Here is a 21,453-nt window from a genome sequence, read left to right on the forward strand (position 1 = left end):
TGTGGCAAGCAAATGAATAGTTTCGCGTTTGTAAATGCACCGTTAGCGTCTGACCCAGCCCCCTTGCAAAGGACCGACCGCACCGCAGTCTCCGTCAAAAGAGCCTGAAGCCTGTCCGCTACGGATTTGGTTGCACAACCGGACGCCTTGACGATAGTCGAATGGCTGTACGGGCCGAAAAATGCGTTCATGCTTGCCTTATAAAAGCATCAACCAGGCTCGTTCGGTGGCGTCCGCTGAAGATGCAAAAAATTGCGAAGAATCGGACATGGCGATCCCGGCCAGGTTGAACGAGGCACTGCGCGAACACCGCGCCGCCCGAACCTGGCGACTGACCACGGGAACGCATGCCGTCAATTTGGTGCTGCAGATTTTGGAGACGCGTTAATGGCGCATAACGAAGCAGTCGACGTAGTGCTGGTCGGGGCAGGCATCATGAGTGCCACCCTCGCCGTGCTGCTCAAAGAGCTAGACCCGAGCCTCAAGGTTGAAGTCGTCGAGCTGATGGATTCCGGTGCTGCAGAGAGCTCCAACCCCTGGAACAACGCAGGTACCGGCCACGCCGGGCTGTGCGAGCTGAACTACACGCCGGAAGCGGCCGACGGCTCGATCGACACCAAGAAAGCGATTCACATCAACACCCAGTTCGAAGTCTCCAAACAGTTCTGGGCCTACCTGGCTCGCAAAGGCACGTTCGGCTCCTCGCGCTCGTTCATCACGCCGGTTCCGCACCTGAGTTTCGTTCAGGGCGAAAAAGGCATGGCGTACCTGAAAAAACGCTACGAAGCACTGCGTCCGCACCACGCCTTTTCCTCGATGGAATACACCGAAGACAAAAGCAAGCTGGCAGAGTGGATGCCGCTGATGATGCCCGGCCGTCCAGCCGATGAGCCTATCGCGGCGACGCGAGTCATGCACGGCACCGACGTCAACTTCGGCAACCTGACCAACATGCTGCTCAAGCACTTGGCCAGCGCGCCCGATGCGCAGGTCAAATACTGCAAACGCGTCACCGATCTGAGCCGCCAGGGTGACGGCTGGACCGTCACCATCAAGGACGTGAACAGCGGCGAGACTCGCAACATCGACGCCAAATTCGTGTTCCTGGGCGCAGGCGGCGCGGCGTTGCCATTGCTGCAGATGTCCGGCATTGAGGAGGGCAAGGGTTTCGGCGGCTTCCCGGTGAGCGGCCAGTGGCTGCGTTGCGATAACCCTGAAGTGGTGAAGCATCATCAGGCCAAGGTGTACAGCCAGGCGGCAGTGGGGTCGCCACCAATGTCGGTGCCACACCTGGACACCCGCGTTGTCGACGGCAAGAAGTCCCTGCTGTTCGGACCTTACGCCGGCTTTACCACCAAGTTCCTCAAGCACGGTTCGCTGCTGGACCTGCCGCTGTCGATCCGCGCAGCCAACATCGCGCCGATGCTGGCAGTGGCCCGCGACAACATGGACCTGACCAAGTACCTGATCAGTGAAGTGCGGCAGTCGATGGAACAGCGGCTCGATGCACTGCGCCGTTTCTACCCGGAAGCCAAAGCCGAAGACTGGCGCCTGGAAGTGGCCGGTCAACGGGTACAGATCATCAAGAAGGACCCGAAAAAAGGCGGCGTTTTGCAGTTCGGTACCGAGCTGGTGTCGGCGAAGGACGGCTCCCTTGCCGCACTGTTGGGCGCCTCGCCGGGCGCTTCAGTGACCGTTTCGATCATGCTGGACCTGATCGAGCGTTGCTTCCCGGACAAGGCGCGCACCGAGTGGGCCACCAAGCTGAACGAGATCTTCCCGGCTCGCGAAAAGGCACTGGAAACCGATGCGCAGCTTTATCAGCGTGTCAGTGCTCAGAGCGATGCCAGCCTGGATCTGGTGCAGAACAGCGAAGCAGCCACTTTCGCCTGATCGTTGGGTTGCTTCAAAAAGCTGTAAAAGAAAACCCCGCCAAACCAGGCGGGGTTTTCTGTTTTTGCACTCAATGGCAGCCGCTTTAACCGGAAGATCCGGGCTGCAGCTTCAACGCTACTTCATCACAAATCTGACGGAGTACGCCTGCATCGAGTTCGTCCCTTTGGTCACCGATGCGATGCATTCCGCCGGTACTGTTCCGAGCGACCTGCCCGTTGCCGACTTCTCCGGCGCCGGTGTGATCGAGACCCAACTGAACGTCACCGAGTGGGCTGCCGTGAACTCGCAGGTCTTGCCTTCGCCGCTCACGCGGAAGCTCGCAGAATCATTGCGAGGATTCTTCAGCGGGATGGACACAGATGCAGTGGGTGCGTCAGCCGAAAAGCCGTAACCGGTGTAATCAGCATTGGGTTTGGCCCAGCTGGACCATACCAGCGCGAGGTCGATGCCTGTCTGATTCCACATTTCCATGTTGAGCTGGATTTTATTGGGGTAAGCCGCCTGAGCGGATGCTGCCGCGACCATCATTGCGATGGCGGCGATTGTGCGTGTGAAGCAAGTCTTTACGTTGTTCATGTCATGAATTCCTTTTCGCTTGATGATGCGAGCGTCCTGCTCGCATTCCTGTGAGCGTTGTCACAGGGCTGAGTATGAATCAGCGTGCCGCTTTCGATAGTCGCAAACGCCGAAGGAGGAGGTAGGAAGGGTCTTTCGGTTCTGTAGTGAGAGCGCGTAAGCAGGAATCTGATTACCGGAGGGAAGCATCAGGCGCCGAGGGACGGCGCCCGGGAAGCGGGTCGAATCAGCCTTTCGCCCTGTCGATCAGTTCGATGTATTCCTCGGCATTGCGTTGATCCTTGATCAGCGCCACGAAGTCATTGCCGTGTTCGTCTTTGCCGTCGAGGTCGTAACCGGCTTCCTTGAAGAACGTCAGAAACCGCGCGAAATCGTCAACGCGCAGGCCTCGATAAGCCTTGATCAGCTTGTGCAGCGACGGCGAAGTCGCGTCAACCGGCTCGAAATCCAGGAACAGCTTGATCTGGGCGTCGCCGATTTCATCGCCAATCACCTGCTTTTTATCTTTACGCATTGCTGACTCCAACTGACTTGCGGGACATTTCACGGGCGGGCAGTTTACCCCCCGCCCGGTCGCCGGCTCAACGCGCGCGTACGCTGCCGGTGTGCAGGTCGGCCCAGACGTGACCGTTGGCATAGCTCAGGAATTGGCAGTAGACCTTTTCGTTACGCAGCAAGTCCACGAGCACGCGGTATTGCGTCGCCGGGTAATAGAGCGTCAGCGTGCGCGACGGCTCGTCGTACGTCGGTTTTTTCAGGCTTTTGCTTTCGCCGTCGAAGTGGATCAGCACGTCGGCAATGGTCGCTCCCTTGTTCATGGGCTTGCCTTTCAGGCGCAGAATCAGCGGCGAGGTGACCGGGATCGGTTGCTGATTGGACTGACGCTGGCTGCCGACCACCACCGAATACTCAGTGATCTGCAGCAATTGCTGCTGCTCGGGTTCGCCCTCGCGCACGGACAACTCGTCCGGCGGCAGGTACTGCGCGTGCATGGGTTCGGCGAGTGCGGGGAGCGGCAGCGTCAACAGCAACATCAACGCGGCGGTACTTCGAAACGATAACGGCATGGGCGCCTCCCGAAAAAGTGGGAGGCACTCTAGCATGGGCTATGCCCGGATCAGGCAGATCCTGTGGGAGCGGCCGGGGTGGTGCTCCCACAATAAAGCGGTGCTTGCTGTTACATCCCCTTCACGGCATAGATCCCGGCCGCGTTGCGCCAGTAGCCTTTGTAGTCCATGCCGTACCCGAAGATGTAGCGGTCAATGCAAGGCAGACCGACGAAGTCTGCTTTCAGGTCAGGGCGCGCCTTGCGGTCGTGGTCCTTGTCGATCAGCACAGCGGTATGAACAGCGCTTGCACCGGCATGTTTGCAGAAGTCGATGATCGCCCCGAGGGAGTGACCTTCGTCAAGGATGTCGTCAATGATCAGCACGTCACGGTCGATGAACGAAACTTCAGGTTTGGCTTTCCAGAACAGGTCGCCACCGCTGGTTTCGTTGCGATAGCGGGTAGCGTGCAGGTAGGACGCTTCCAGCGGGAAATTCAGATGAGTGAGCAGCTTGCCAGCGAAGATCAGGCCGCCGTTCATGACGCAAAATACCACCGGGTTACGGTCGGCCAGCACGCCATTGATTTGCTCGCCGACGCGGGTGATGGAGGCTTCGACTTCGGCCTCGCTGTAAAGGCAGTCAGCCTCGCGCATGACTTGACGGATATGCTCGAGATCAGCGGACATGACGCTCTCCAAGGGGGCTGTGTAAGGAAAAGCGGGCAAAGGTACGCATCCGCCGACATCAGGGCAAGTGTTTCTGGACTAACGTTGCACTGCCGTTCCAGAAATCTCGACACGCGAACCTAACCGTCAGGACAAGTTACAGCTGAATAGATTAATCTAAGCCGTTTTTTTTGCCCGCCCGCTGGAGCCTTTCCCCTATGCCCATTCGTGAGATCCGCCATCCGCTGATCCGCCACAAGCTCGGCCTGATGCGCCGTGCCGATATCAGCACCAAGAATTTTCGTGAACTGGCTCAGGAAGTCGGCGCGCTGCTGACGTATGAAGCGACCAAGGATCTGCCGCTGGAAACCTACGAGATTCAGGGCTGGGCCGGCACGGTTCAGGTCGAGAAGATCGCCGGCAAGAAGATCACCGTGGTGCCGATCCTGCGGGCCGGCATCGGCATGCTTGAAGGCGTGCTCAGCCTGATCCCGGGCGCCAAGGTCAGTGCCGTGGGCGTCGCGCGCAATGAAGAAACCCTCGAAGCCCACACGTACCTGGAAAAACTCGCCCCCGAGATTGACCAGCGTCTGGCGCTGATCATCGACCCGATGCTCGCCACCGGCGCCTCCATGGTTGCCACCATCGACCTGCTGAAAAAAGCCGGCTGCCGCGACATCCGCGCGATGGTGCTGGTTGCCGCGCCGGAAGGCATCGCCACCGTCGAGAAGGCCCACCCGGACGTCAACATCTACACCGCGTCCATCGATCAGAAACTGAACGAACACGGTTACATCATTCCGGGCCTGGGCGATGCCGGCGACAAGATTTTCGGCACCAAGCAGAAGGACGCCTGATGAAGCCGGATGAGTTCAACGATCCACTCTGGCGCACCATCTTGTCGGGCGCGCAGATGCTGTTCGTGGCATTCGGCGCGCTGGTATTGATGCCGCTGATCACTGGCCTCGATCCCAACGTTGCGCTGTTCACGGCAGGCCTGGGCACCCTGTGCTTCCAGGTGGTGACAGGCCGTCAGGTGCCGGTCTTCCTCGCGTCGAGCTTTGCTTTCATTACCCCGATCATTCTCGCCAAGGGCCAGTTCGGCCTGGCCGCGACCATGGGCGGGGTCATGGCAGCAGGCTTCGTCTACACCTTCCTCGGCCTGGCCGTGAAGATCAAAGGCACCGGTTTCATCGACCGCCTGCTGCCGCCGGTGGTCATTGGGCCGGTGATCATTTCCATTGGTCTGGCGATGGCACCCATTGCCGCCAACATGGCAATGGGGCGGACGGGTGACGGCGCCGCAGAGCTGATCCCGTACAACACCGCCATCATCATTTCGATGGCGGCGCTGCTGACGACGTTGATCGTTGCCGTGTTTGGCAAAGGCATCTTCCGTCTGGTGCCGATCATCTCGGGCGTGCTGGTGGGTTTTGCGCTGTCGTTCTATTTCGGCGTGGTCGATGTGGCGAAAATTGCTGCCGCGCCCTGGCTGGCCTTGCCGCACTTCACGGCACCGGAATTCAACTGGCAGGCGATCCTGTTCATCGTACCGGTGGCACTGGCTCCGGCCATCGAGCACATCGGCGGCGTGATTGCGGTCGGCAGCGTGACGGGCCGTGATTACCTGAAGAAGCCCGGCCTGCACCGCACCTTGCTGGGTGACGGCATCGCGACGACCGTGGCTGGCGCTTTCGGTGGCCCGCCCAACACCACCTACGCCGAAGTGACCGGCGCAGTGATGCTGACCAAAAACTACAACCCGAAGATCATGACCTGGGCGGCCATTTTCGCCATTACCCTGGCCTTCATCGGCAAGTTCGGCGCGTTGCTGCAAAGTATTCCGGTGCCGGTCATGGGCGGGATTCTGTGCCTGCTGTTCGGCTCGATCGCGGCGGTGGGCATGAACACGCTGATTCGCCACAAGGTCGACCTGGCCGAAGCGCGCAATCTGGTGATCGTGTCCGTCACGCTGGTGTTCGGCATCGGCGGCGTGCTGATCGGCACCGGCAACGGCCCTGATGATTTCGGCATGAAAGGCATCGCGCTGTGCGCCGTGACCGCCATCGTGCTGAACCTGATCCTGCCGGGGAATGACGCGTGGAAGAACAAGCACCTGGATGATCAGTTGCCGTAGTTCGCAAGCGTTATGAGAGAGGGGGCATCACACACGTGATGCCCCCTTTTTTTGGGATTCTGTAGGAGTAGCTTAGATTTGCGGCGTACACCGAAACTGTGGGAGTGAGCTTGCTCACGAAGGCGGCGCATCAGGTTCATCAATGCCGCTTGAACAGACGCATTCGCGAGCAAGCTCGATCCCACGGGGAATGAACACAACACCTAATTTCAGGTTATTACACCACCATCGCCGGTGCCTTTTCGCACAGCGTGTTCAGCGCTTTCGCCCAGTTTGGATCGTCGTTCAGACACGGAATCAGCACCAGCTCCTCGCCCCCGGCTTCCCTGAACACTTCAGCCCCGCGATCACCAATTTCTTCCAGCGTTTCGATGCAGTCCGCGACAAACGCCGGGCACATGACCAGCAGTCGCTTCACGCCTTGAGCAGCAAGCTCCTCCAGATGCGGTTCGGTGTAGGGTTCGATCCACTTGGCGCGGCCCAGGCGCGACTGAAACGACACTGACCACTTGCCATCGGCAATCCCCATCAGCTTGGCGAACTCTGCCGCTGAGCGCATGCACTGGGCGCGGTAGCAGACCGCCAGGACCTCAGGCGACGCCGTCTCACAGCAGTTGCCGCTCTTGAAACAGTGATTGCCGGTCGGGTCGAGCTTGGTGAGATGCCGCTCGGGCAGACCGTGAAAACTCAGCAGCAGGTGATCGTAATCCTGCTGCAGATGCGGCCGCACGCTCGCCACCAGGGCGTCGAGGTATTCCTGGTGATTGAAGAACGGCGTCAGCAGCGAGAAGTCAAAATTCAGCTTTTTCTCACGCACTACGCGCTTGGCTTCTTCAATCACCGTGGTCACGGTACTGTCCGCAAACTGCGGATACAGCGGCGCCAACGTGACCTTTTTGATGCCCTGGGCTGCCAGGCGCGTGAGCACGGTCTCGATCGACGGCTCGCCGTAACGCATCGCCAGTTCGACCGGGCCGTGTTTCCATTCCTTGACCATGGCCTGCTGAAGTCGCTTGCTCAGCACCACCAGCGGCGAACCCTCGTCCCACCAGATTGACGCGTACGCATGGGCCGACTGCTCCGGGCGCTTGATCAGAATCAGCGACACGATCAGGCGACGCACTGGCCACGGCACGTCAATAACGTAAGGGTCCATCAGGAACTGATTGAGGTAGCGGCGCACGTCAGCGACCGACGTGGACGCCGGTGAACCCAGATTAACCAGCAATAAAGCGTGATCGGTCATGCAACACCTTGATGTCAGTGGCGGCCCAAAAGGTTTTCCAGGGCCGCGCGCAGATCAGTGAATCGGAAAGTGAAACCCGCCTCTTGCAGGCGGTCTGGCCGGGCGCGTTGACCGCCCAGCAACAGGATCGATAGTTCGCCCAGCAACACTCGAAGCGCAACGGCCGGCATCGGCATGAAGGATGGTCGGTGCAGCACGGACGCGAGGGTCTTGGCGAAATCCCGGTTGCGGGCCGGTGATGGCGCGCAGGCATTATAAGGACCTCGGGCATCGTCCCGGTTCATCAGAAAATCAATCAGGGCGATTTGATCTTCTATATGAACCCACGGCATCCATTGGCGTCCGTTGCCGATTGGCCCGCCCATGCCCATCTTGAACGGCGGCAACAGGCGCTGCAGCATGCCGCCTTCGTCGGCCAACACCAGTCCGGTGCGCACCAGCACCACGCGAATGCCCAGGGTCTCGGCACGTTGCGCGGTCTCTTCCCAGGCAATGCACAGACGGCTGGCGAAGTCTTCGCTGACCGGTTGCGCATTTTCGTCGAGCTCGCGCTCACCGCCGTCGCCATACCAGCCTACCGCCGAGCCGGATATCAACACGTCGGGTTTCTGCTCGCGGCGCTCAAGCCACGTGACCAATTGCTCAGTCAGGGTGATGCGGCTGTCCCACAGCAGTATTTTGCGTTTGCGGGTCCACGGACGGTCGGCGATGGGTGCGCCGGCCAGATTGATCACCGCGTCGACGTGCTGGCTGCCTATGTCGTCGAAGTGAGCTATCCCGCGAACGTTGGCGCCGCAGAGCCGCGCAACGTCATCGGGTTTGCGACTCAAGACCGTCAGCTGATGGCCCTGCGCGAGCCAGTGTTTACACAAACGACGCCCTATCAAGCCTGTACCGCCGGTCAGCAAGATGTGCATGACTGAGTTCCTTACGTGGCGTTCATCGCAATTGCGGAGTCTATTTCTTCACAAGCCATGAGCTCGTGCGCGGAGTGATCACTCAACTTTAGGTCAGGTTAGAGCGATCCACTTCACTGCTGTTCTTTAGGACAGCACGATCGTGCAGTTGAACGATTGAAGCAAAGCGTCAGACTTGTCAGCGAGCCCTTGGAAAGGTCCGCGTCCTGCATGTGCAGGGCGACAACTTATACCGAAAAACGGCATTGTACAGCTTTTGCCTGAGGCGTAGTCTGTGCAGACAAGGTAACGAGGCCCCTATGACTGTCCCCATTGCAATCATCGGTACCGGCATCGCCGGACTCTCCGCCGCCCAGGCGTTGCAAGCCGCCGGGCATAGCATTCATCTCTTTGACAAGAGCCGCGGCAGTGGCGGCCGGATGTCCAGCAAACGCAGCGATGCCGGCGCACTGGACATGGGCGCGCAATACTTCACCGCCCGCGACCGTCGCTTCGCCGCCGCCGTCCAGCAGTGGCAAGCCGAGGGCCACGTGGCCGAGTGGAAGCCGCTGCTCTACAACTATCACGGCGGAAAACTCAGCCTGTCGCCCGACGAGCAAGTGCGCTGGGTCGGCGCGCCGCGCATGAGTGCAATCACCCGGGCCATGCTCGGCGACATGCCGGTGACCTTTTCCTGCCGCATCACCGAAGTCTTCCGTGGCGAACAACACTGGAATCTGCTGGACGCCGAAGGCCAAAGCCACGGCCCGTTCAGTCAGGTCGTGATAGCCATCCCTGCGCCCCAGGCCACGACCCTGCTGGCCGACGCGCCGAAACTGGCGAGCGTTGTCGCGGGCGTGAAGATGGAGCCGACCTGGGCGGTCGCGCTGGCTTTCGATACCCCGCTGGACACGCCCCTCGAAGGCTGCTTCGTGCAGGACAGTGCCATCGACTGGCTGGCTCGCAATCGCAGCAAACCCGGGCGCGACAGCCAGATGGACACCTGGATTCTGCACGCCACCAGCGCCTGGAGTCGCCAGCATGTGGACATGGCCAGGGAGGACGTCATCGATCACTTGCACGGCGCGTTCGCCGAGCTGATGAATTGCGCGATGCCGGCCCCGGCATTCACCCTCGCCCACCGCTGGCTGTACGCAAGGCCGGCTGGCGGACGCGAAGTCGGCGCGTTGTCCGATGCAGATCTGGGTCTGTACGTCTGCGGCGACTGGTGCCTGTCGGGCCGAGTCGAAGGCGCCTGGCTGAGTGGTCAGGAAGCCGCGCGACGTCTGCTGGAACACCTCAAATGAATCGAATCAACCCGCGCAAGCTGCTGCTGTCGAAATGGACGGCAGCGTCTCCTCAAAACCGTGAAAAGCACTTTTTGGTCACCGAGTTGTTTTGTGATGAAGAAGGGACGGTGCTGGAGATCGAACTGCAAGCCGTCATGACCAAGCGCAGCCAGACGCTGGCTTGGCAGACCCTGCAGAATGACCAGAGCTGGCAGATGGGTTGGAAGTAAACCCTTCCCAACTGCCGCTTCAGCCCGTCATTACGGCTGAATTCCCGCACCTTGTCGTTTCATTCACCGATCTTGTACAAATTATTTGACTTGCACTGCTACAAACCTATGATGGGCAAATGTTGTACAGAGAAACGGATATGTATAAGAAGTTCATCGAGGGTTTGTCATGTCTGCTGTACTCGATCATTCATCAGAGCAAGCCTCCAAACCCAAGCTGGGCGTCAGCGCCTGCCTGATGGGTGTGGAGGTCAGGTTCAATGGCGGGCACAAGGAATCGCACCTTCTGACCCGGGCCCTCAACGAATACTTCGATTTCGTGCCGGCGTGCCCCGAGGTCGCCATCGGTATGGGCATCCCTCGCGAAGCCATTCGTTTGGTGGGGGACACAGATCACCCTCGGGCGATCGGCACGGTTCATCACGCCATGGATGTTACCGAGCAACTGGCTGATTACGGCGAGCACATGGCTACTGAGATGAGCGACATCTGCGGCTATATCTTCATGCAGAAATCGCCGTCGTGTGGCCTGGAGCGCGTCAAGGTGTACCGCGATAACGGCGTGCCATTCGAAACCGGCGGACGTGGCATTTATGCCCAGGCGTTCTGCGCGCGTCATCCTGATCTGCCGGTTGAAGAAGACGGCCGTTTGAACGACCCGGTGCTGCGGGAGAATTTCATCACCCGTGTGTTTGCCTATGCCGCGTGGCAAGAGCTGCTGAAAAGCGGCATCACCCGCCGTGCGCTCACTGAGTTTCACGCCCGCTATAAATACCAGTTGATGGCCAACGATCCCGTCCAGTACAAGGCGCTAGGGAATCTGCTGGGCACCATGGGCCGGAATGACCCTGCCGAGATCGCCCCGCGCTACTTCAGTCAATTGATGAGCGCGCTGAAAAAACCGGCGACCCGGCGCACCCACACCAATGTGCTGCAGCATCTGTGCGGTTATCTGCGCCAGACCCTCAGCGCATCCGACAAGAAAGAAATCCAGGGCGTCATCAATCAGTACCACCAGGGCATCGTGCCGCTGGTTGTGCCGCTGACGCTGCTCAAACACCATTTCCGCCGACACCCCGATCCGTACATTGCGCTGCAGGTTTATCTGCAGCCGCATCCGGAAAACCTCAGTCTGCGCAACGCGATTTGAACATGACAACTACCGAGCAAGAACCGCCGGAAGGCGACCCGCAGGACCCCGCGAACGCCTTTGAAAACGGCTGGCTGCCGATTCGCGAAATCGCCCGACTGACCGGTGTGAACGCAGTGACCCTGCGCGCCTGGGAACGTCGATATGGCCTCATCGTTCCGCACCGTACAGCCAAGGGCCATCGTCTTTACAGCAACGAACATGTCGACCGCGTGCTGACCATCCTCACGTGGCTGAATCGCGGCGTGTCGGTCAGTCAGGTCAAGCAGTTGATCGACGATCAGCAGGCGCCAGCGCCCAGTGTCGAGAATGACTGGGACATTCTTCGCCAGACTCTGCAGGAAGCCATCGGCGCCCTGGCCGAGCGGCGACTCGATGATTCCCTCAACCGCGCGATGTCGCTGTATCCGCCGCGCACGCTTTGCGAACAACTGTTGCTGCCGCTGCTGGCGTCACTTGAGCAGCGCTGGCAAGGCCAGTTCGGCGCGCAGCTTGAGCGGGTGTTTTTCTATTCGTGGCTGCGCAGCAAGTTCGGCGCCCGGCTTTACCACAACAACCGTCAGGTCAGCGGCGCGCCCTTGCTGCTGGTCAATCAGTCCGACCTCCCGCTCGAGCCGCATCTGTGGCTGACCGCGTGGCTGCTCAGCAGCGCCGATTGCCCGGTGGAAGTGTTCGACTGGCCATTGCCGGCCGGCGAGCTGGCCCTGGCCTGCGAATACCTCAAGCCGCGCGCAGTGCTGTTGTATTCCAGCAAGTCACTGAACGTCGGCCAGTTGCCTCGCCTGCTGCACAACATCGAGTGCCCGAAGCTGATCGTCGGGCCTGCGGTGCGCATTCATTCGACGGAATTATCCGCAGCCGAGGGTGAAGTCTCGGGCCTGTCCCTCGCCGAAGACCCTTTGACCGCCCAGGCTGCCTTGCAGCGGCTGGGGCTTATCTAAGGAATAACTATGCAATTGATATGGCTGCGCAGTGATCTGCGTGTGCACGACAACACCGCGCTGAGCGCTGCCATGGAGCAGGGCCCGACTCTGGCCGTGTACATGATCAGCCCGGGCCAGTGGCAGAGCCATGACGATGCCCCATGCAAAGTCGATTTCTGGCTGCGCAACCTTCGCGAATTGAGCAAGTCACTTGCGGCGCTCAACGTCCCTTTGCTGATTGTCCATGCGGACACATGGGCGCAGGCACCCAAGGCGATCCTGAAGCTGTGTCAGCAACACGGGATCGAAGGCATACACGTTAACGACGAGTACGGCATCAACGAGACCAAACGAGACCGTGAAGTGGAGGCGGCTCTCGACGGCGCCGGCATTCTGTTTCGTCGTCACCTCGACCAGCTGTTCTTCCAGCCGGGCAGCGTGCTGACCAAAAGCGGCGGCTATTTCAAGGTCTTCACGCAATTCCGCAAGGTCTGTTACGCACGCTTGCATTACTCGATGCCGGCCCTGGTTGCGCTGCCCAAGCCACAACAGAAGTTGTCCGTCAAAAGCGATGTCGTGCCGGATGCGGTCAAGGGTTTCGCCGCGCCGACCGAGACCCTGCGCTCGCTCTGGCCGGCCGGCGAAGATGAGGCGCGTGATCGCTTGCAACACTTCACCGACGAGCAAGTGCATTACTACGATCAAGAGCGCGACTTCCCCGCCAAGCCCGGGACCAGCCAGCTGTCTGCGTACCTGGCGGCCGGGGTGATCTCGCCCCGCCAATGCCTGCATTCAGCACTGCGCAGCAACAACGGCGAATTCGAGACCGGTAATCCGGGCTCAGTCACCTGGATCAACGAGCTGCTCTGGCGTGAATTCTACAAGCACGTGCTGGTGGGCTTCCCCCGTGTCTCCCGTCACCGCGCCTTCCGCCCGGAAACCGAAGCGCTGAAATGGCGCAATGCGCCGAAGGATCTGGAAGCCTGGCAACAGGGTCGTACCGGGCTGCCGATTGTCGATGCAGCCATGCGCCAGCTGCTTGAAAACGGCTGGATGCACAACCGCCTGCGGATGATCTCGGCGATGTTCCTGACCAAGAATCTGCTGATCGACTGGCGCGAGGGTGAACGCTATTTCATGCAGCACCTGATCGACGGCGATCTTGCGTCGAACAATGGCGGCTGGCAGTGGAGCTCATCGACCGGTACCGACGCATCGCCCTACTTCCGGATTTTCAATCCGCAAAGTCAGTCGGAGCGCTTCGACCCTGAAGGTCGATTCATCAAGCAATGGGTGCCTGAACTGGCTGAGTTGAACAAGCGCGACATTCATAACCCGTCCGCGCTGGGCGGGCTGTTCGGCGTGGAAGGTTACCCCGCGCCCATCGTCGATTTGAAAGCCAGCCGCGAACGCGCCCTGCAAGCGTTCAAGTCGCTGCCCCAGCGGCAAGCCGAGACGCAGGAGAATGGGTGAGCATTCGTCACGCCGGTTAGCGGTCTACTGCGCGGTGATTTAAACTGCCGCCCATGACGACTGTGATCCCTTCGCTGCAACTCCCTGACGAACCCGCAATCACGTGTTCCACCTGCGCGGCCTGCTGCTGTCAGCTGGAAGTCATGTTGATTACCGACACCGGCGTGCCCGAACGTTACATCGACACCGATGACTGGGGCGGCGAAGTGATGCTGCGCCTGGACGATGGCTGGTGCGCGGCACTGGATCGCGACACGATGATGTGCACGATCTACGACCGTCGACCGTTGATTTGCAGGGAGTTCGAAATGGGTGCGCCGGAGTGTATTGCCGAGCGAGAAGGAATCGCGACCGCTTATCTGTGATGGTCGCGGCAAGCAGGAAGCACGGGATTTAATGTTTGCCTGGATCAGCTGCTTTGGCTGACACGTTCCCGGCTAAAGCCGGTCCTACGAGGTGGTTTTTCAGTAGGACCGGCTTTAGCCGGGAAGAAGCGGGTAGTGCATTGCAGGTGCGGTTAAATCCGCTTGTGCAATAACGCAATCAAACGCTTAGAACGGCATCGTGTAGTGAATCGCGTAGCTTTCGATACCGTCGTTATTGGTGGTCATGCCGCCGTTGGAGTAGTGAGTGGCGCGCAGGCCAACTTCATGTCCACCGGCAAAGCGCAGACCGAAACCCAGACGGTCTTCAAACTGGAACGCGCTGCCCAGCTTGTTGCCTTCCACTTCGGTGCGCTGGAATACAGCGGCGCCGATACCGGCTTCAATGTAAGGCTTGACGCTCTCACCCGAAAACTCATAAACGAATACCGGAGAGAACGACAGGCTGTTGTTGCTGGAGCTCTTGTCGCCTTCCCAGTAGGTGTAAGCGCCGCTCCAGTAACCGGTCAGGCGACCGACACCGGTTTGCCACCAGCTTTGATCCCAATCAAATTGCGCGCCCAGACGATAAGTCATCGTGGATTCGCCAGTGTGTCCTACGGAAAACTCGACCCCATCAGCTTGAGCAATTGCGCTTTGCCCCAACAACGCAGCCGCAATCGCAGCCAAACAAAACAGTCGCTTCATCTGAAACATCCTATTTTCGAAAGCAGTTAAAAATTTTTTATATCGACAGAAGTGCTGTAGAAGCCGGCGGCTGAACTTTAGTTCACCCACAGCCGAAGCGATTCACGTTTTTTTCACGAAACGAAGCTTCGCACATTGTCGGAGTTGATACAAAGCACGCGTAGGACGTTTCTGAAATCTTCTGGATCACCGGTCGTCCAGAACTGAGCAGTCCGAGGATGACCGCTCGCCAGCAGCTCGCGCTCGCCCAGTAACCGCTGCAACTGCCGGGCTACAGCGGCACCGGTGTCGATCAGCGTGATGGAGGCAGGGATCATTTCCCGCAGCAATGGCTTGAGAAACGGGTAATGGGTGCAGCCCAGAATGATGGTGTCGCAACCCGCCGCGAGTAACGGCGCGACGTAACCCTGAAGCAACTGGCGAATCGCCGGGCTAACCAGATCGCCCGTTTCGATCAGCTCCACCAGGCCCGGACACGGCTGCGTGATGACTTGCACATCTGCCGCAAAGCGATCGAGCAACGCGGCGAACTTGGCGCTTTGCAAAGTGCCGGTGGTCGCCAGCACGCCGACGACGCCGGTCCGCGTCGCCGCAGCTGCAGGCTTGACCGCCGGCTCCATGCCCACAAGTGGCCAGTCAGGGTAGCGGACGCGTAAGTCGGCGATGCCGGCCACTGTTGCCGTATTGCAGGCGATCACCAGGGCCTTGGCGCGCTGGCTGTGGAAAAACTCGGCAATCGTCGCGCAACGTTCGCGAATGAATTCCGGGGTTTTCTCGCCGTAGGGAATGTGGCCGCAATCGGCGACGTAGAGCAACGATTCCCGTGGCAGCAACTGCTGTATTTCCGCCAGCACCGACAACCCGCCGACGCCGGAATCAAACACCGCCACCGGCGCATCGCTGTCTCTATTCATGCTCGGCGGTAACTCGGGGCCCGGTACCGCACACACTGCAGCCAGGGTCGCGTTTGACTTTCAATTCGCGGAATCGCGTGCTCATGACATCAATCAGCAGCAGTCGCCCTACCATCGGCTCGCCAAATCCGGCCAGCAGCTTCAGGGCTTCGAGGGCCTGCAAACTGCCAACCAATCCTACCAACGGGCCGATCACGCCGGCCTCGCTGCAGGTCAGTTCGGTCTCGCTGCCGTGCCCGTACAGGCAGTGGTAACAAGGGCTCTCCGGACGACGCGGATCGAACACCGACAACTGCGCCTCCAGGCGAATCGCAGCGCCGCTAACCAATGGTTTGCAGGCGGCGACGCAGGCGGCATTGACGGCTTCACGCGTCGTAAAATTGTCCGAGCAGTCCAGCACGAGGTCTACTCCGGCAACTGCTGCGGCCAGGGAGTCAACATCAAGGGCGGCGCGATGGGGCACCAGTGTGATCAACGGATTGATCGCAGTCAGCCGCGCAATGGCTGAATCAACCTTACTCAGCCCCACGCTCTGGGTGTCGTGAATGATCTGGCGTTGCAGGTTGGTGAGATCGACGCTGTCGAAATCCGCCAGATGCAGTTCGCCGACGCCGGCCGCCGCCAGGTACAACGCCACCGGCGAACCCAGCCCGCCGAGGCCGACGATCAACACGCGGCTCTGCTTGAGGCGCAACTGACCGTCGATGTCGACCTGTTGAAGAAGGATCTGCCGGCTATAGCGCAGCAGCTCTTCGTCCGTCAGCACGGCACTCGCCCGAAGGTAATGCGCTCGTGGTCGCCCAGGTCGCGGCGGGTCTTGATCTCTTCGAATCCGTGCGCAAGCAACAACTCGCGAACCGCTGCGCCTTGATCGTAGCCATGCTCCAGCAACAGCCAGCCGCCAGCTTCAAGGTACGCGGGCGCTTGCGACACAATCAGGCGCAGGTCGTCCAGGCCATCGGCGCCGGAGACCAGCGCACTGCTTGGCTCGAAGCGCACATCGCCTTCGACCAGATGCGGGTCATTGGAGGCAATGTAGGGCGGGTTGCTCAGGATCAGGTCAAAACGCTGACCTTCGACGGCACTGAACCAGTGGCTGTGCAAGACCTTCGCGTTGTCCAGATGCAGGCGCTGACGATTGCGTTCGGCAAGCTCGACCGCCTCTTCAACGCGATCCACCGCCGTGACGCTCCACTGCGGACGATCCTTGGCCAGCGACAGAGCAATGGCGCCGGTGCCCGTGCCGAGGTCGAGCAGCGTGTGAGGAATCGCACCAGGCAGAAGCTCCAGCGCTGTTTCCACCAACATCTCGGTTTCGGGCCGAGGGATCAGCGTATGGGGAGCGACTTCCAGGTCGATGTTCCAGAACCCTTGCAGGCCCAGGATGTACGCGACGGGTTCGCCGGTTCGACGACGCTTGAGATAGCCGTCGAAAGCGTGCGCCGCTTCGGTGCTGACAATACGCTCGGGCCAGGTATGCAAAAAGCTACGTGGCTTGCCCAGGGCAGCGGCCAGCAACAATTCTGCATCCAGACGCGCTGTCGGAGAATCCGGCAACTCGGCGCTTCTTAACAAGCTGGCGATGATGGTCATTTAATCACCCAGTGCCGCAAGTTGGTCTGCCTGATACTCGGCAAGTAACGGTTCTATCACTGCATCGACCCCGCCGGCCAGAACTTCATCAAGGGAGTAGAGCGTCAGGTTCACGCGGTGATCCGTGACTCGCCCCTGTGGGAAATTGTAAGTACGAATGCGTTCCGAGCGATCCCCGGAACCGACCAGCAATTTACGCTCACTGGCGATGGCGTTGGCCGCCGCAGCGGTCTGCTGATCGTTGAGCTTGGCCGACAGCCAGGACATGGCCCGCGCACGGTTCTTGTGCTGCGAGCGTTCTTCCTGACACTCCACCACAATGCCGGACGGCAAGTGCGTAATGCGGATGGCCGAATCGGTCTTGTTGACGTGCTGACCACCGGCGCCGGACGAGCGATAGGTGTCAACGCGCAAGTCGGACGGGTTGATCTCGATGGTCTGCTGTTCGTCAGGCTCTGGCAACACCGCGACGGTACACGCAGACGTATGAATGCGGCCCTGGGATTCGGTTTCCGGCACGCGCTGAACGCGATGCACACCCGACTCGAATTTCAGCTTGCCGTAGACGTGCTCGCCTTCGACCCGCGCAATGACTTCCTTGTAGCCGCCATGCTCGCCCACGTTCTCCGACAGGATCTCGACACGCCAGCCACGCCGCTCGGCATAACGGGAATACATGCGGAAAAGGTCGCCGGCAAAGATCGCGGCTTCGTCACCGCCCGTGCCGGCGCGGATTTCCAGAAACACGTTACGGCCATCGTTCGGGTCTTTGGGCAGCAGCATTTTTTGCAGGTCAGCTTCAAGGACCAGCAACTGATCCTTGGCTTCGCGCACTTCCTCGACTGCCATTTCGCGCATGTCGGGGTCGCTGTCCTTGAGCAGCGCCTGCGCGCCTTCGAGGTCGCTCTGCACTTTCTGCAGCTGCCGGTACACCTGAATCACTGGCTCGACTTCGGCGTACTCACGGGAATACGCGCGAAATTTGGTCTGGTCGGAGATGACTTCGCCATCGCCGAGCAGCGCGGTCAATTCCTCGAAACGGTCGCTGAGCACGTCCAGCTTATTAAGCAGTGAAGCTTTCATTGCGGGGATTTATCCGTGGAGCCCTCGTTGAGGGCAAAGAGTTCCTGGGCCATGGCCAGCGCATCGACGCGGCCTTCAGCGGAGAGCTTTTTGAGCTGCACGCTGGGGGCGTGCATCATTTTGTTCGTCAGGCCACGTGCCAGCGCCATCAATACATCTTCGGCGTTGCTGCCATTGGCCAGCATGCGCTGGGCTTTCTGCAATTCTTCGTCACGCAGGCGTTCGCTCTGCTGACGATACGCCTTGAGCACGTCGACCGCCGCCAGTTCGCGCAGCCGCGACATGAAATCGTCGACGCCCATGCTGACCAGTTCTTCGGCCGCCTGCGCCGCGCCCTGGCGGCTTTTGAGGTTTTCAGCGACGACTTCGTGCAAATCGTCGACGGTGTAGAGGTAGACGTCGTCCAGCTCGCCGACCTCAGGCTCGATGTCGCGCGGCACGGCGATGTCGACCATGAAGATCGGCTTGTGCTTGCGCAGTTTCAGCGCGCTTTCCACGGCGCCCTTGCCCAGAATCGGCAACTGACTGGCCGTGGAGCTGATGACGATGTCGCTGTTGACCAGCTCGGCCGGGATGTCGGCCAACAGCACCGCATGAGCCCCGAACTGCTCGGCCAGAATATTCGCGCGTTCGAGGGTGCGGTTGGCAACAACGATACGCTTGACCCCGAGATCATGCAGGTGACGCGCGACAAGCGTGATGGTCTCCCCCGCCCCGATCAACAGCGCCTGGCTGCGCTGCAGGTCGCTGAAAATCTGCTTGGCCAGGCTGACGGCGGCAAAGGCGACGGACACCGGGTTCTCGCCGATGGCGGTGTCGGTGCGTACCTGTTTGGCAGCGCTGAAAGTGGCCTGAAAAAGACGCCCGAGCAGTGGGCCGACGGTGCCGGCCTCCCGGGCAACGGCATAGGCCGATTTCATCTGACCCAGGATCTGCGGCTCGCCGAGCACCAGTGAGTCCAGGCCCGACGCCACGCGCATCATGTGTCGCACTGCCGCGTCGTCTTCATGCACATAGGCACTGGCGCGCAGCTCATCGACATTCAGGTGGTGATAATCCGCCAGCCAGCGCAACACGACGTCGGCGGTCAGCTGATCCTGTTCGATATAAAGTTCGCTGCGATTGCAGGTGGAGAGAATGGCCGCTTCCCGGCTGCGGGTCAGGCGGCAGAGCTGCTGTAGCGCCTCAACCAGCTGCTCAGGCGTAAATGCCACGCGCTCGCGGACATCAACTGATGCAGTCTTATGGTTGATACCCAGAGCAAGAAAGGCCATTCAAGGTCGCTGATGGTGACGTGAAGCCGGCAATTGTCCTACTTCGATAGAGTCAGGACAACCACCGCAATACATTCAGAACGTCCGCAGCACACTATTGTCCCTATACAGGTTGCTTATCACCGCCTCTGGCCTGCGACAAAATGTCCACGCACAGGCTGTAGATTAAGCATATCCAGATTTCGCGCGGGCTGTGGGTTTGCTCCCGGCCTTGTGTCATGATGCTTCCAAACCGCAGGTAAGCCGCCCCTCCTCTATATGAATAAATCCTCCGCGTTGTTCCTTGCCCTTGTCGCTCTGAGTGGCTGCCAGTCTACGGCCTCCGTTTCTACGGAGCCTTCTGCTCCCGCGAAAGAAGCGCCGCCCGCACCCGAGGCCAAACCTCAGGTGTACGGCTCGTTTACTCAGGAAACCGTCGTCAGCCTGCTGACCGCCGAGCTTGCCGGCCAGCGCAACCGCTTCGACATCGCGCTGGACAACTACGTGACCCAGGCGATCCAGACCCAGGATCCGGGGATTTCCGAGCGCGCCTTCCGCATCGCCGAATACCTGGGGGCCGATCAGGCCGCCCTCGACACCTCAATGATCTGGGCGAAAAACGACCCGAGCAATCTCGAGGCACAGCGCGCGGCAGCCATCCAGCTGGCGCGGGCCGGGCGCTACGACGATTCCATGCGCTATATGGAGAAGGTTCTTCAGGGCCAGGGCGACACGCATTTTGATTTCCTCGCGTTGTCTGCGTCGGAAACCGATTCCAATACGCGCAAAGGGCTCATCACCAGCTTCGATCGCCTTCTGATGAAGTATCCGAAAAACGGCCAACTGATCTTCGGCAAGGCGCTGTTGCTTCAGCAGGAAGGCGACAGCGCCGCCTCGCTGAAACTGCTCGAAGACAATCCGCCGGGTGAAGGTGAGGTGGCGCCGATCCTGTTGCGTGCCCGACTGCTGCAAAGCATGAACCGCGGCAAGGAAGCGATCCCGCTGCTCGAAAAAAGCATCAAAAAATACCCGGATGACAAGCGCCTGCGCCTGACCTATGCGCGCATGCTAGTGGAACAGAACCGCATGGAAGACGCCAAAGTGCAGTTCTCCAGCCTGGTTCAGCAGTACCCGGATGACGACGAGCTGCGTTATTCGCTTGCCCTCGTCTGCCTGGAAAACAAGGCATGGGATGAAGCGCAGGGTTATCTCGAAGACCTCGTTGCACGCGGCAGTCACGTCGACTCGGCCCACGTAAACCTCGGCCGCATCTACGAAGAGCGCGACGATCCGCAAACCGCGCTCGCCGAATACGCTCAAGTGGGCCCCGGCAACGACTTCCTGCCTGCGCAGCTGCGTCAGGCCGATATCCTGATGAGCAACGGCAACACTGCAGAAGCGTCGAAGCGGCTGGCCCAGGCACGTGCCGATCAACCCGATTACGCCATTCAGCTGTACCTGATCGAAGCCGAGACCCTGGCCAACAACAACCAGAGCGACCGCGGCTGGCAAGTGTTGAGTCAAGCGCTCAAGCAGTACCCGGATGATCTGAATCTGCTCTACACCCGCTCAATGCTGGCCGAGAAACGCAACGATCTGAAACAGATGGAGAGTGACCTGCGGGCCATTCTCAAGCGCGAGCCGGACAACGCCATGGCGCTGAACGCTTTGGGCTATACCCTCTCGGACCGCACCACACGCTACGCCGAGGCCAAGGAATTGATCGAGCGCGCGCACCAGCTCAATCCGGAAGACCCGGCGGTGCTCGACAGCCTCGGCTGGGTCAACTACCGCCTGGGCAATCTGGATGAAGCCGAGCGTCTGCTGCGCCAGGCGCTGGAGCGCTTCCCGGATCACGAAGTTGCCGCGCACCTGGGCGAAGTCCTGTGGGCCAAAGGCGAGCAGCGTGAAGCTCGCAAAGTATGGGGCAAGGCCCTTGAACAACAACCTGACAGCCCGGTTCTGCGCAGCACCATCAAACGCCTGACCGGCGCCGAGACCCTTTGAATT

The 21,453-nt window shown here is 60.1% G+C and carries 23 protein-coding genes; 11 read left to right on the forward strand and 12 right to left on the reverse strand.

Going from position 1 to position 21,453, the window contains the following annotated elements:
• Positions 1 to 193: 193 nt before the first annotated feature.
• Together IFT47_RS25555 and mqo are read left to right on the forward strand one after the other, a co-directional pair.
• Positions 194 to 388, forward strand: a complete 195-nt coding sequence (locus tag IFT47_RS25555; RefSeq protein ID WP_133771915.1) for a hypothetical protein — start codon at positions 194 to 196, stop codon at positions 386 to 388.
• Entirely contained in the window at positions 388 to 1,893 is a 1,506-nt protein-coding gene (mqo, locus tag IFT47_RS25560) for a malate dehydrogenase (quinone) (protein ID WP_192174931.1), read from the forward strand. Before IFT47_RS25555 ends, mqo begins: the two co-directional genes overlap by 1 nt.
• A gap of 117 nt (positions 1,894 to 2,010) precedes the next feature.
• Here mqo and IFT47_RS25565 read toward each other — a convergent pair whose 3' ends face one another.
• From IFT47_RS25565 to IFT47_RS25580, 4 genes are all read right to left on the reverse strand, one after another.
• The gene (locus IFT47_RS25565) at positions 2,011 to 2,472 is read right to left on the reverse strand and encodes a hypothetical protein (RefSeq protein WP_192174932.1); all 462 of its coding nucleotides are present in this window, start codon (positions 2,470 to 2,472) and stop codon (positions 2,011 to 2,013) included.
• Positions 2,473 to 2,698: 226 nt separating this feature from the next.
• Positions 2,699 to 2,986, reverse strand: a complete 288-nt coding sequence (locus IFT47_RS25570) for a PA4642 family protein (protein WP_192174933.1) — start codon at positions 2,984 to 2,986, stop codon at positions 2,699 to 2,701.
• Positions 2,987 to 3,053: 67 nt separating this feature from the next.
• Positions 3,054 to 3,539 carry a hypothetical protein gene (locus tag IFT47_RS25575; protein ID WP_192174934.1) on the reverse strand — a complete coding sequence of 162 codons (486 nt, stop codon included), beginning with the start codon at positions 3,537 to 3,539 and terminating at the stop codon, positions 3,054 to 3,056.
• A gap of 110 nt (positions 3,540 to 3,649) precedes the next feature.
• Positions 3,650 to 4,207 carry a hypoxanthine-guanine phosphoribosyltransferase gene (locus IFT47_RS25580; RefSeq protein WP_192174935.1) on the reverse strand — a complete coding sequence of 186 codons (558 nt, stop codon included), beginning with the start codon at positions 4,205 to 4,207 and terminating at the stop codon, positions 3,650 to 3,652.
• Between the two features lie 197 nt (positions 4,208 to 4,404).
• On the opposite strand from IFT47_RS25580, the gene upp reads away from it, so the two are divergent.
• Both upp and IFT47_RS25590 read left to right on the forward strand, forming a co-directional pair.
• Positions 4,405 to 5,043, forward strand: a complete 639-nt coding sequence (gene upp / locus IFT47_RS25585) for a uracil phosphoribosyltransferase (RefSeq protein WP_192174936.1) — start codon at positions 4,405 to 4,407, stop codon at positions 5,041 to 5,043.
• Positions 5,043 to 6,323, forward strand: coding sequence for a uracil-xanthine permease family protein (locus tag IFT47_RS25590; RefSeq protein ID WP_037018282.1), 1,281 nt, complete (start codon positions 5,043 to 5,045; stop codon positions 6,321 to 6,323). The genes upp and IFT47_RS25590 overlap by 1 nt, the downstream gene beginning before the upstream one ends.
• Positions 6,324 to 6,540: 217 nt before the next feature.
• Here IFT47_RS25590 and hemH read toward each other — a convergent pair whose 3' ends face one another.
• Positions 6,541 to 7,569 (reverse strand): ferrochelatase, encoded by a 1,029-nt coding sequence (hemH, locus tag IFT47_RS25595; RefSeq protein ID WP_192174937.1) that lies wholly within the window; start codon positions 7,567 to 7,569, stop codon positions 6,541 to 6,543.
• A 14-nt stretch (positions 7,570 to 7,583) separates the two neighbouring features.
• Entirely contained in the window at positions 7,584 to 8,486 is a 903-nt protein-coding gene (locus IFT47_RS25600; protein WP_192174938.1) for a TIGR01777 family oxidoreductase, read from the reverse strand.
• Positions 8,487 to 8,785: 299 nt separating this feature from the next.
• Here IFT47_RS25600 and IFT47_RS25605 point away from each other — a divergent pair, with 299 nt between their 5' ends.
• The 6 genes from IFT47_RS25605 (at position 8,786) to IFT47_RS25630 (ending at position 13,895) form a co-directional block, all read left to right on the forward strand.
• Positions 8,786 to 9,772, forward strand: a complete 987-nt coding sequence (locus tag IFT47_RS25605; protein WP_192174939.1) for an NAD(P)/FAD-dependent oxidoreductase — start codon at positions 8,786 to 8,788, stop codon at positions 9,770 to 9,772.
• Complete coding sequence (locus IFT47_RS25610; protein ID WP_192174940.1) at positions 9,769 to 9,984, forward strand: TIGR02450 family Trp-rich protein; 216 nt, start codon at positions 9,769 to 9,771, stop codon at positions 9,982 to 9,984. Before IFT47_RS25605 ends, IFT47_RS25610 begins: the two co-directional genes overlap by 4 nt.
• Before the next feature lie 169 nt (positions 9,985 to 10,153).
• Complete coding sequence (locus tag IFT47_RS25615) at positions 10,154 to 11,134, forward strand: YbgA family protein (RefSeq protein ID WP_192174941.1); 981 nt, start codon at positions 10,154 to 10,156, stop codon at positions 11,132 to 11,134.
• Positions 11,135 to 11,136: 2 nt separating this feature from the next.
• On the forward strand, positions 11,137 to 12,075 hold the full coding sequence (locus IFT47_RS25620) for a MerR family transcriptional regulator (RefSeq protein ID WP_192174942.1): 939 nt from the start codon (positions 11,137 to 11,139) through the stop codon (positions 12,073 to 12,075).
• A 9-nt stretch (positions 12,076 to 12,084) separates the two neighbouring features.
• A complete protein-coding gene (gene phrB, locus IFT47_RS25625) occupies positions 12,085 to 13,530 on the forward strand; it encodes a deoxyribodipyrimidine photo-lyase (protein WP_192174943.1) in 1,446 nt (481 codons plus the stop codon).
• Between the two features lie 53 nt (positions 13,531 to 13,583).
• A complete protein-coding gene (locus IFT47_RS25630) occupies positions 13,584 to 13,895 on the forward strand; it encodes a YkgJ family cysteine cluster protein (RefSeq protein ID WP_122536194.1) in 312 nt (103 codons plus the stop codon).
• Between the two features lie 186 nt (positions 13,896 to 14,081).
• Here IFT47_RS25630 and IFT47_RS25635 read toward each other — a convergent pair whose 3' ends face one another.
• The 6 genes from IFT47_RS25635 to hemA all read right to left on the reverse strand — a co-directional run bounded on the left by IFT47_RS25635 (position 14,082) and on the right by hemA (position 19,464).
• Positions 14,082 to 14,600 (reverse strand): acyloxyacyl hydrolase, encoded by a 519-nt coding sequence (locus IFT47_RS25635; RefSeq protein WP_192174944.1) that lies wholly within the window; start codon positions 14,598 to 14,600, stop codon positions 14,082 to 14,084.
• Between the two features lie 113 nt (positions 14,601 to 14,713).
• On the reverse strand, positions 14,714 to 15,514 hold the full coding sequence (murI, locus tag IFT47_RS25640) for a glutamate racemase (RefSeq protein WP_192174945.1): 801 nt from the start codon (positions 15,512 to 15,514) through the stop codon (positions 14,714 to 14,716).
• Entirely contained in the window at positions 15,507 to 16,280 is a 774-nt protein-coding gene (locus IFT47_RS25645; protein WP_192174946.1) for a molybdopterin-synthase adenylyltransferase MoeB, read from the reverse strand. Before IFT47_RS25645 ends, murI begins: the two co-directional genes overlap by 8 nt.
• Positions 16,274 to 17,107, reverse strand: coding sequence for a peptide chain release factor N(5)-glutamine methyltransferase (prmC, locus tag IFT47_RS25650; protein WP_192174947.1), 834 nt, complete (start codon positions 17,105 to 17,107; stop codon positions 16,274 to 16,276). Before prmC ends, IFT47_RS25645 begins: the two co-directional genes overlap by 7 nt.
• Complete coding sequence (prfA, locus tag IFT47_RS25655; protein WP_192174948.1) at positions 17,108 to 18,190, reverse strand: peptide chain release factor 1; 1,083 nt, start codon at positions 18,188 to 18,190, stop codon at positions 17,108 to 17,110. It abuts the gene before it with no gap.
• Positions 18,187 to 19,464, reverse strand: coding sequence for a glutamyl-tRNA reductase (gene hemA, locus IFT47_RS25660; protein WP_192174949.1), 1,278 nt, complete (start codon positions 19,462 to 19,464; stop codon positions 18,187 to 18,189). Before hemA ends, prfA begins: the two co-directional genes overlap by 4 nt.
• A 258-nt stretch (positions 19,465 to 19,722) precedes the next feature.
• Between hemA and IFT47_RS25665 the strand changes: the two genes are divergently transcribed.
• Positions 19,723 to 21,450 carry a tetratricopeptide repeat protein gene (locus tag IFT47_RS25665; RefSeq protein ID WP_192174950.1) on the forward strand — a complete coding sequence of 576 codons (1,728 nt, stop codon included), beginning with the start codon at positions 19,723 to 19,725 and terminating at the stop codon, positions 21,448 to 21,450.
• Positions 21,451 to 21,453: the final 3 nt, after the last annotated feature.

The sequence above is a fragment of the Pseudomonas sp. CFBP 13711 genome, from assembly GCF_014842265.1.
Lineage (GTDB): Bacteria > Pseudomonadota > Gammaproteobacteria > Pseudomonadales > Pseudomonadaceae > Aquipseudomonas.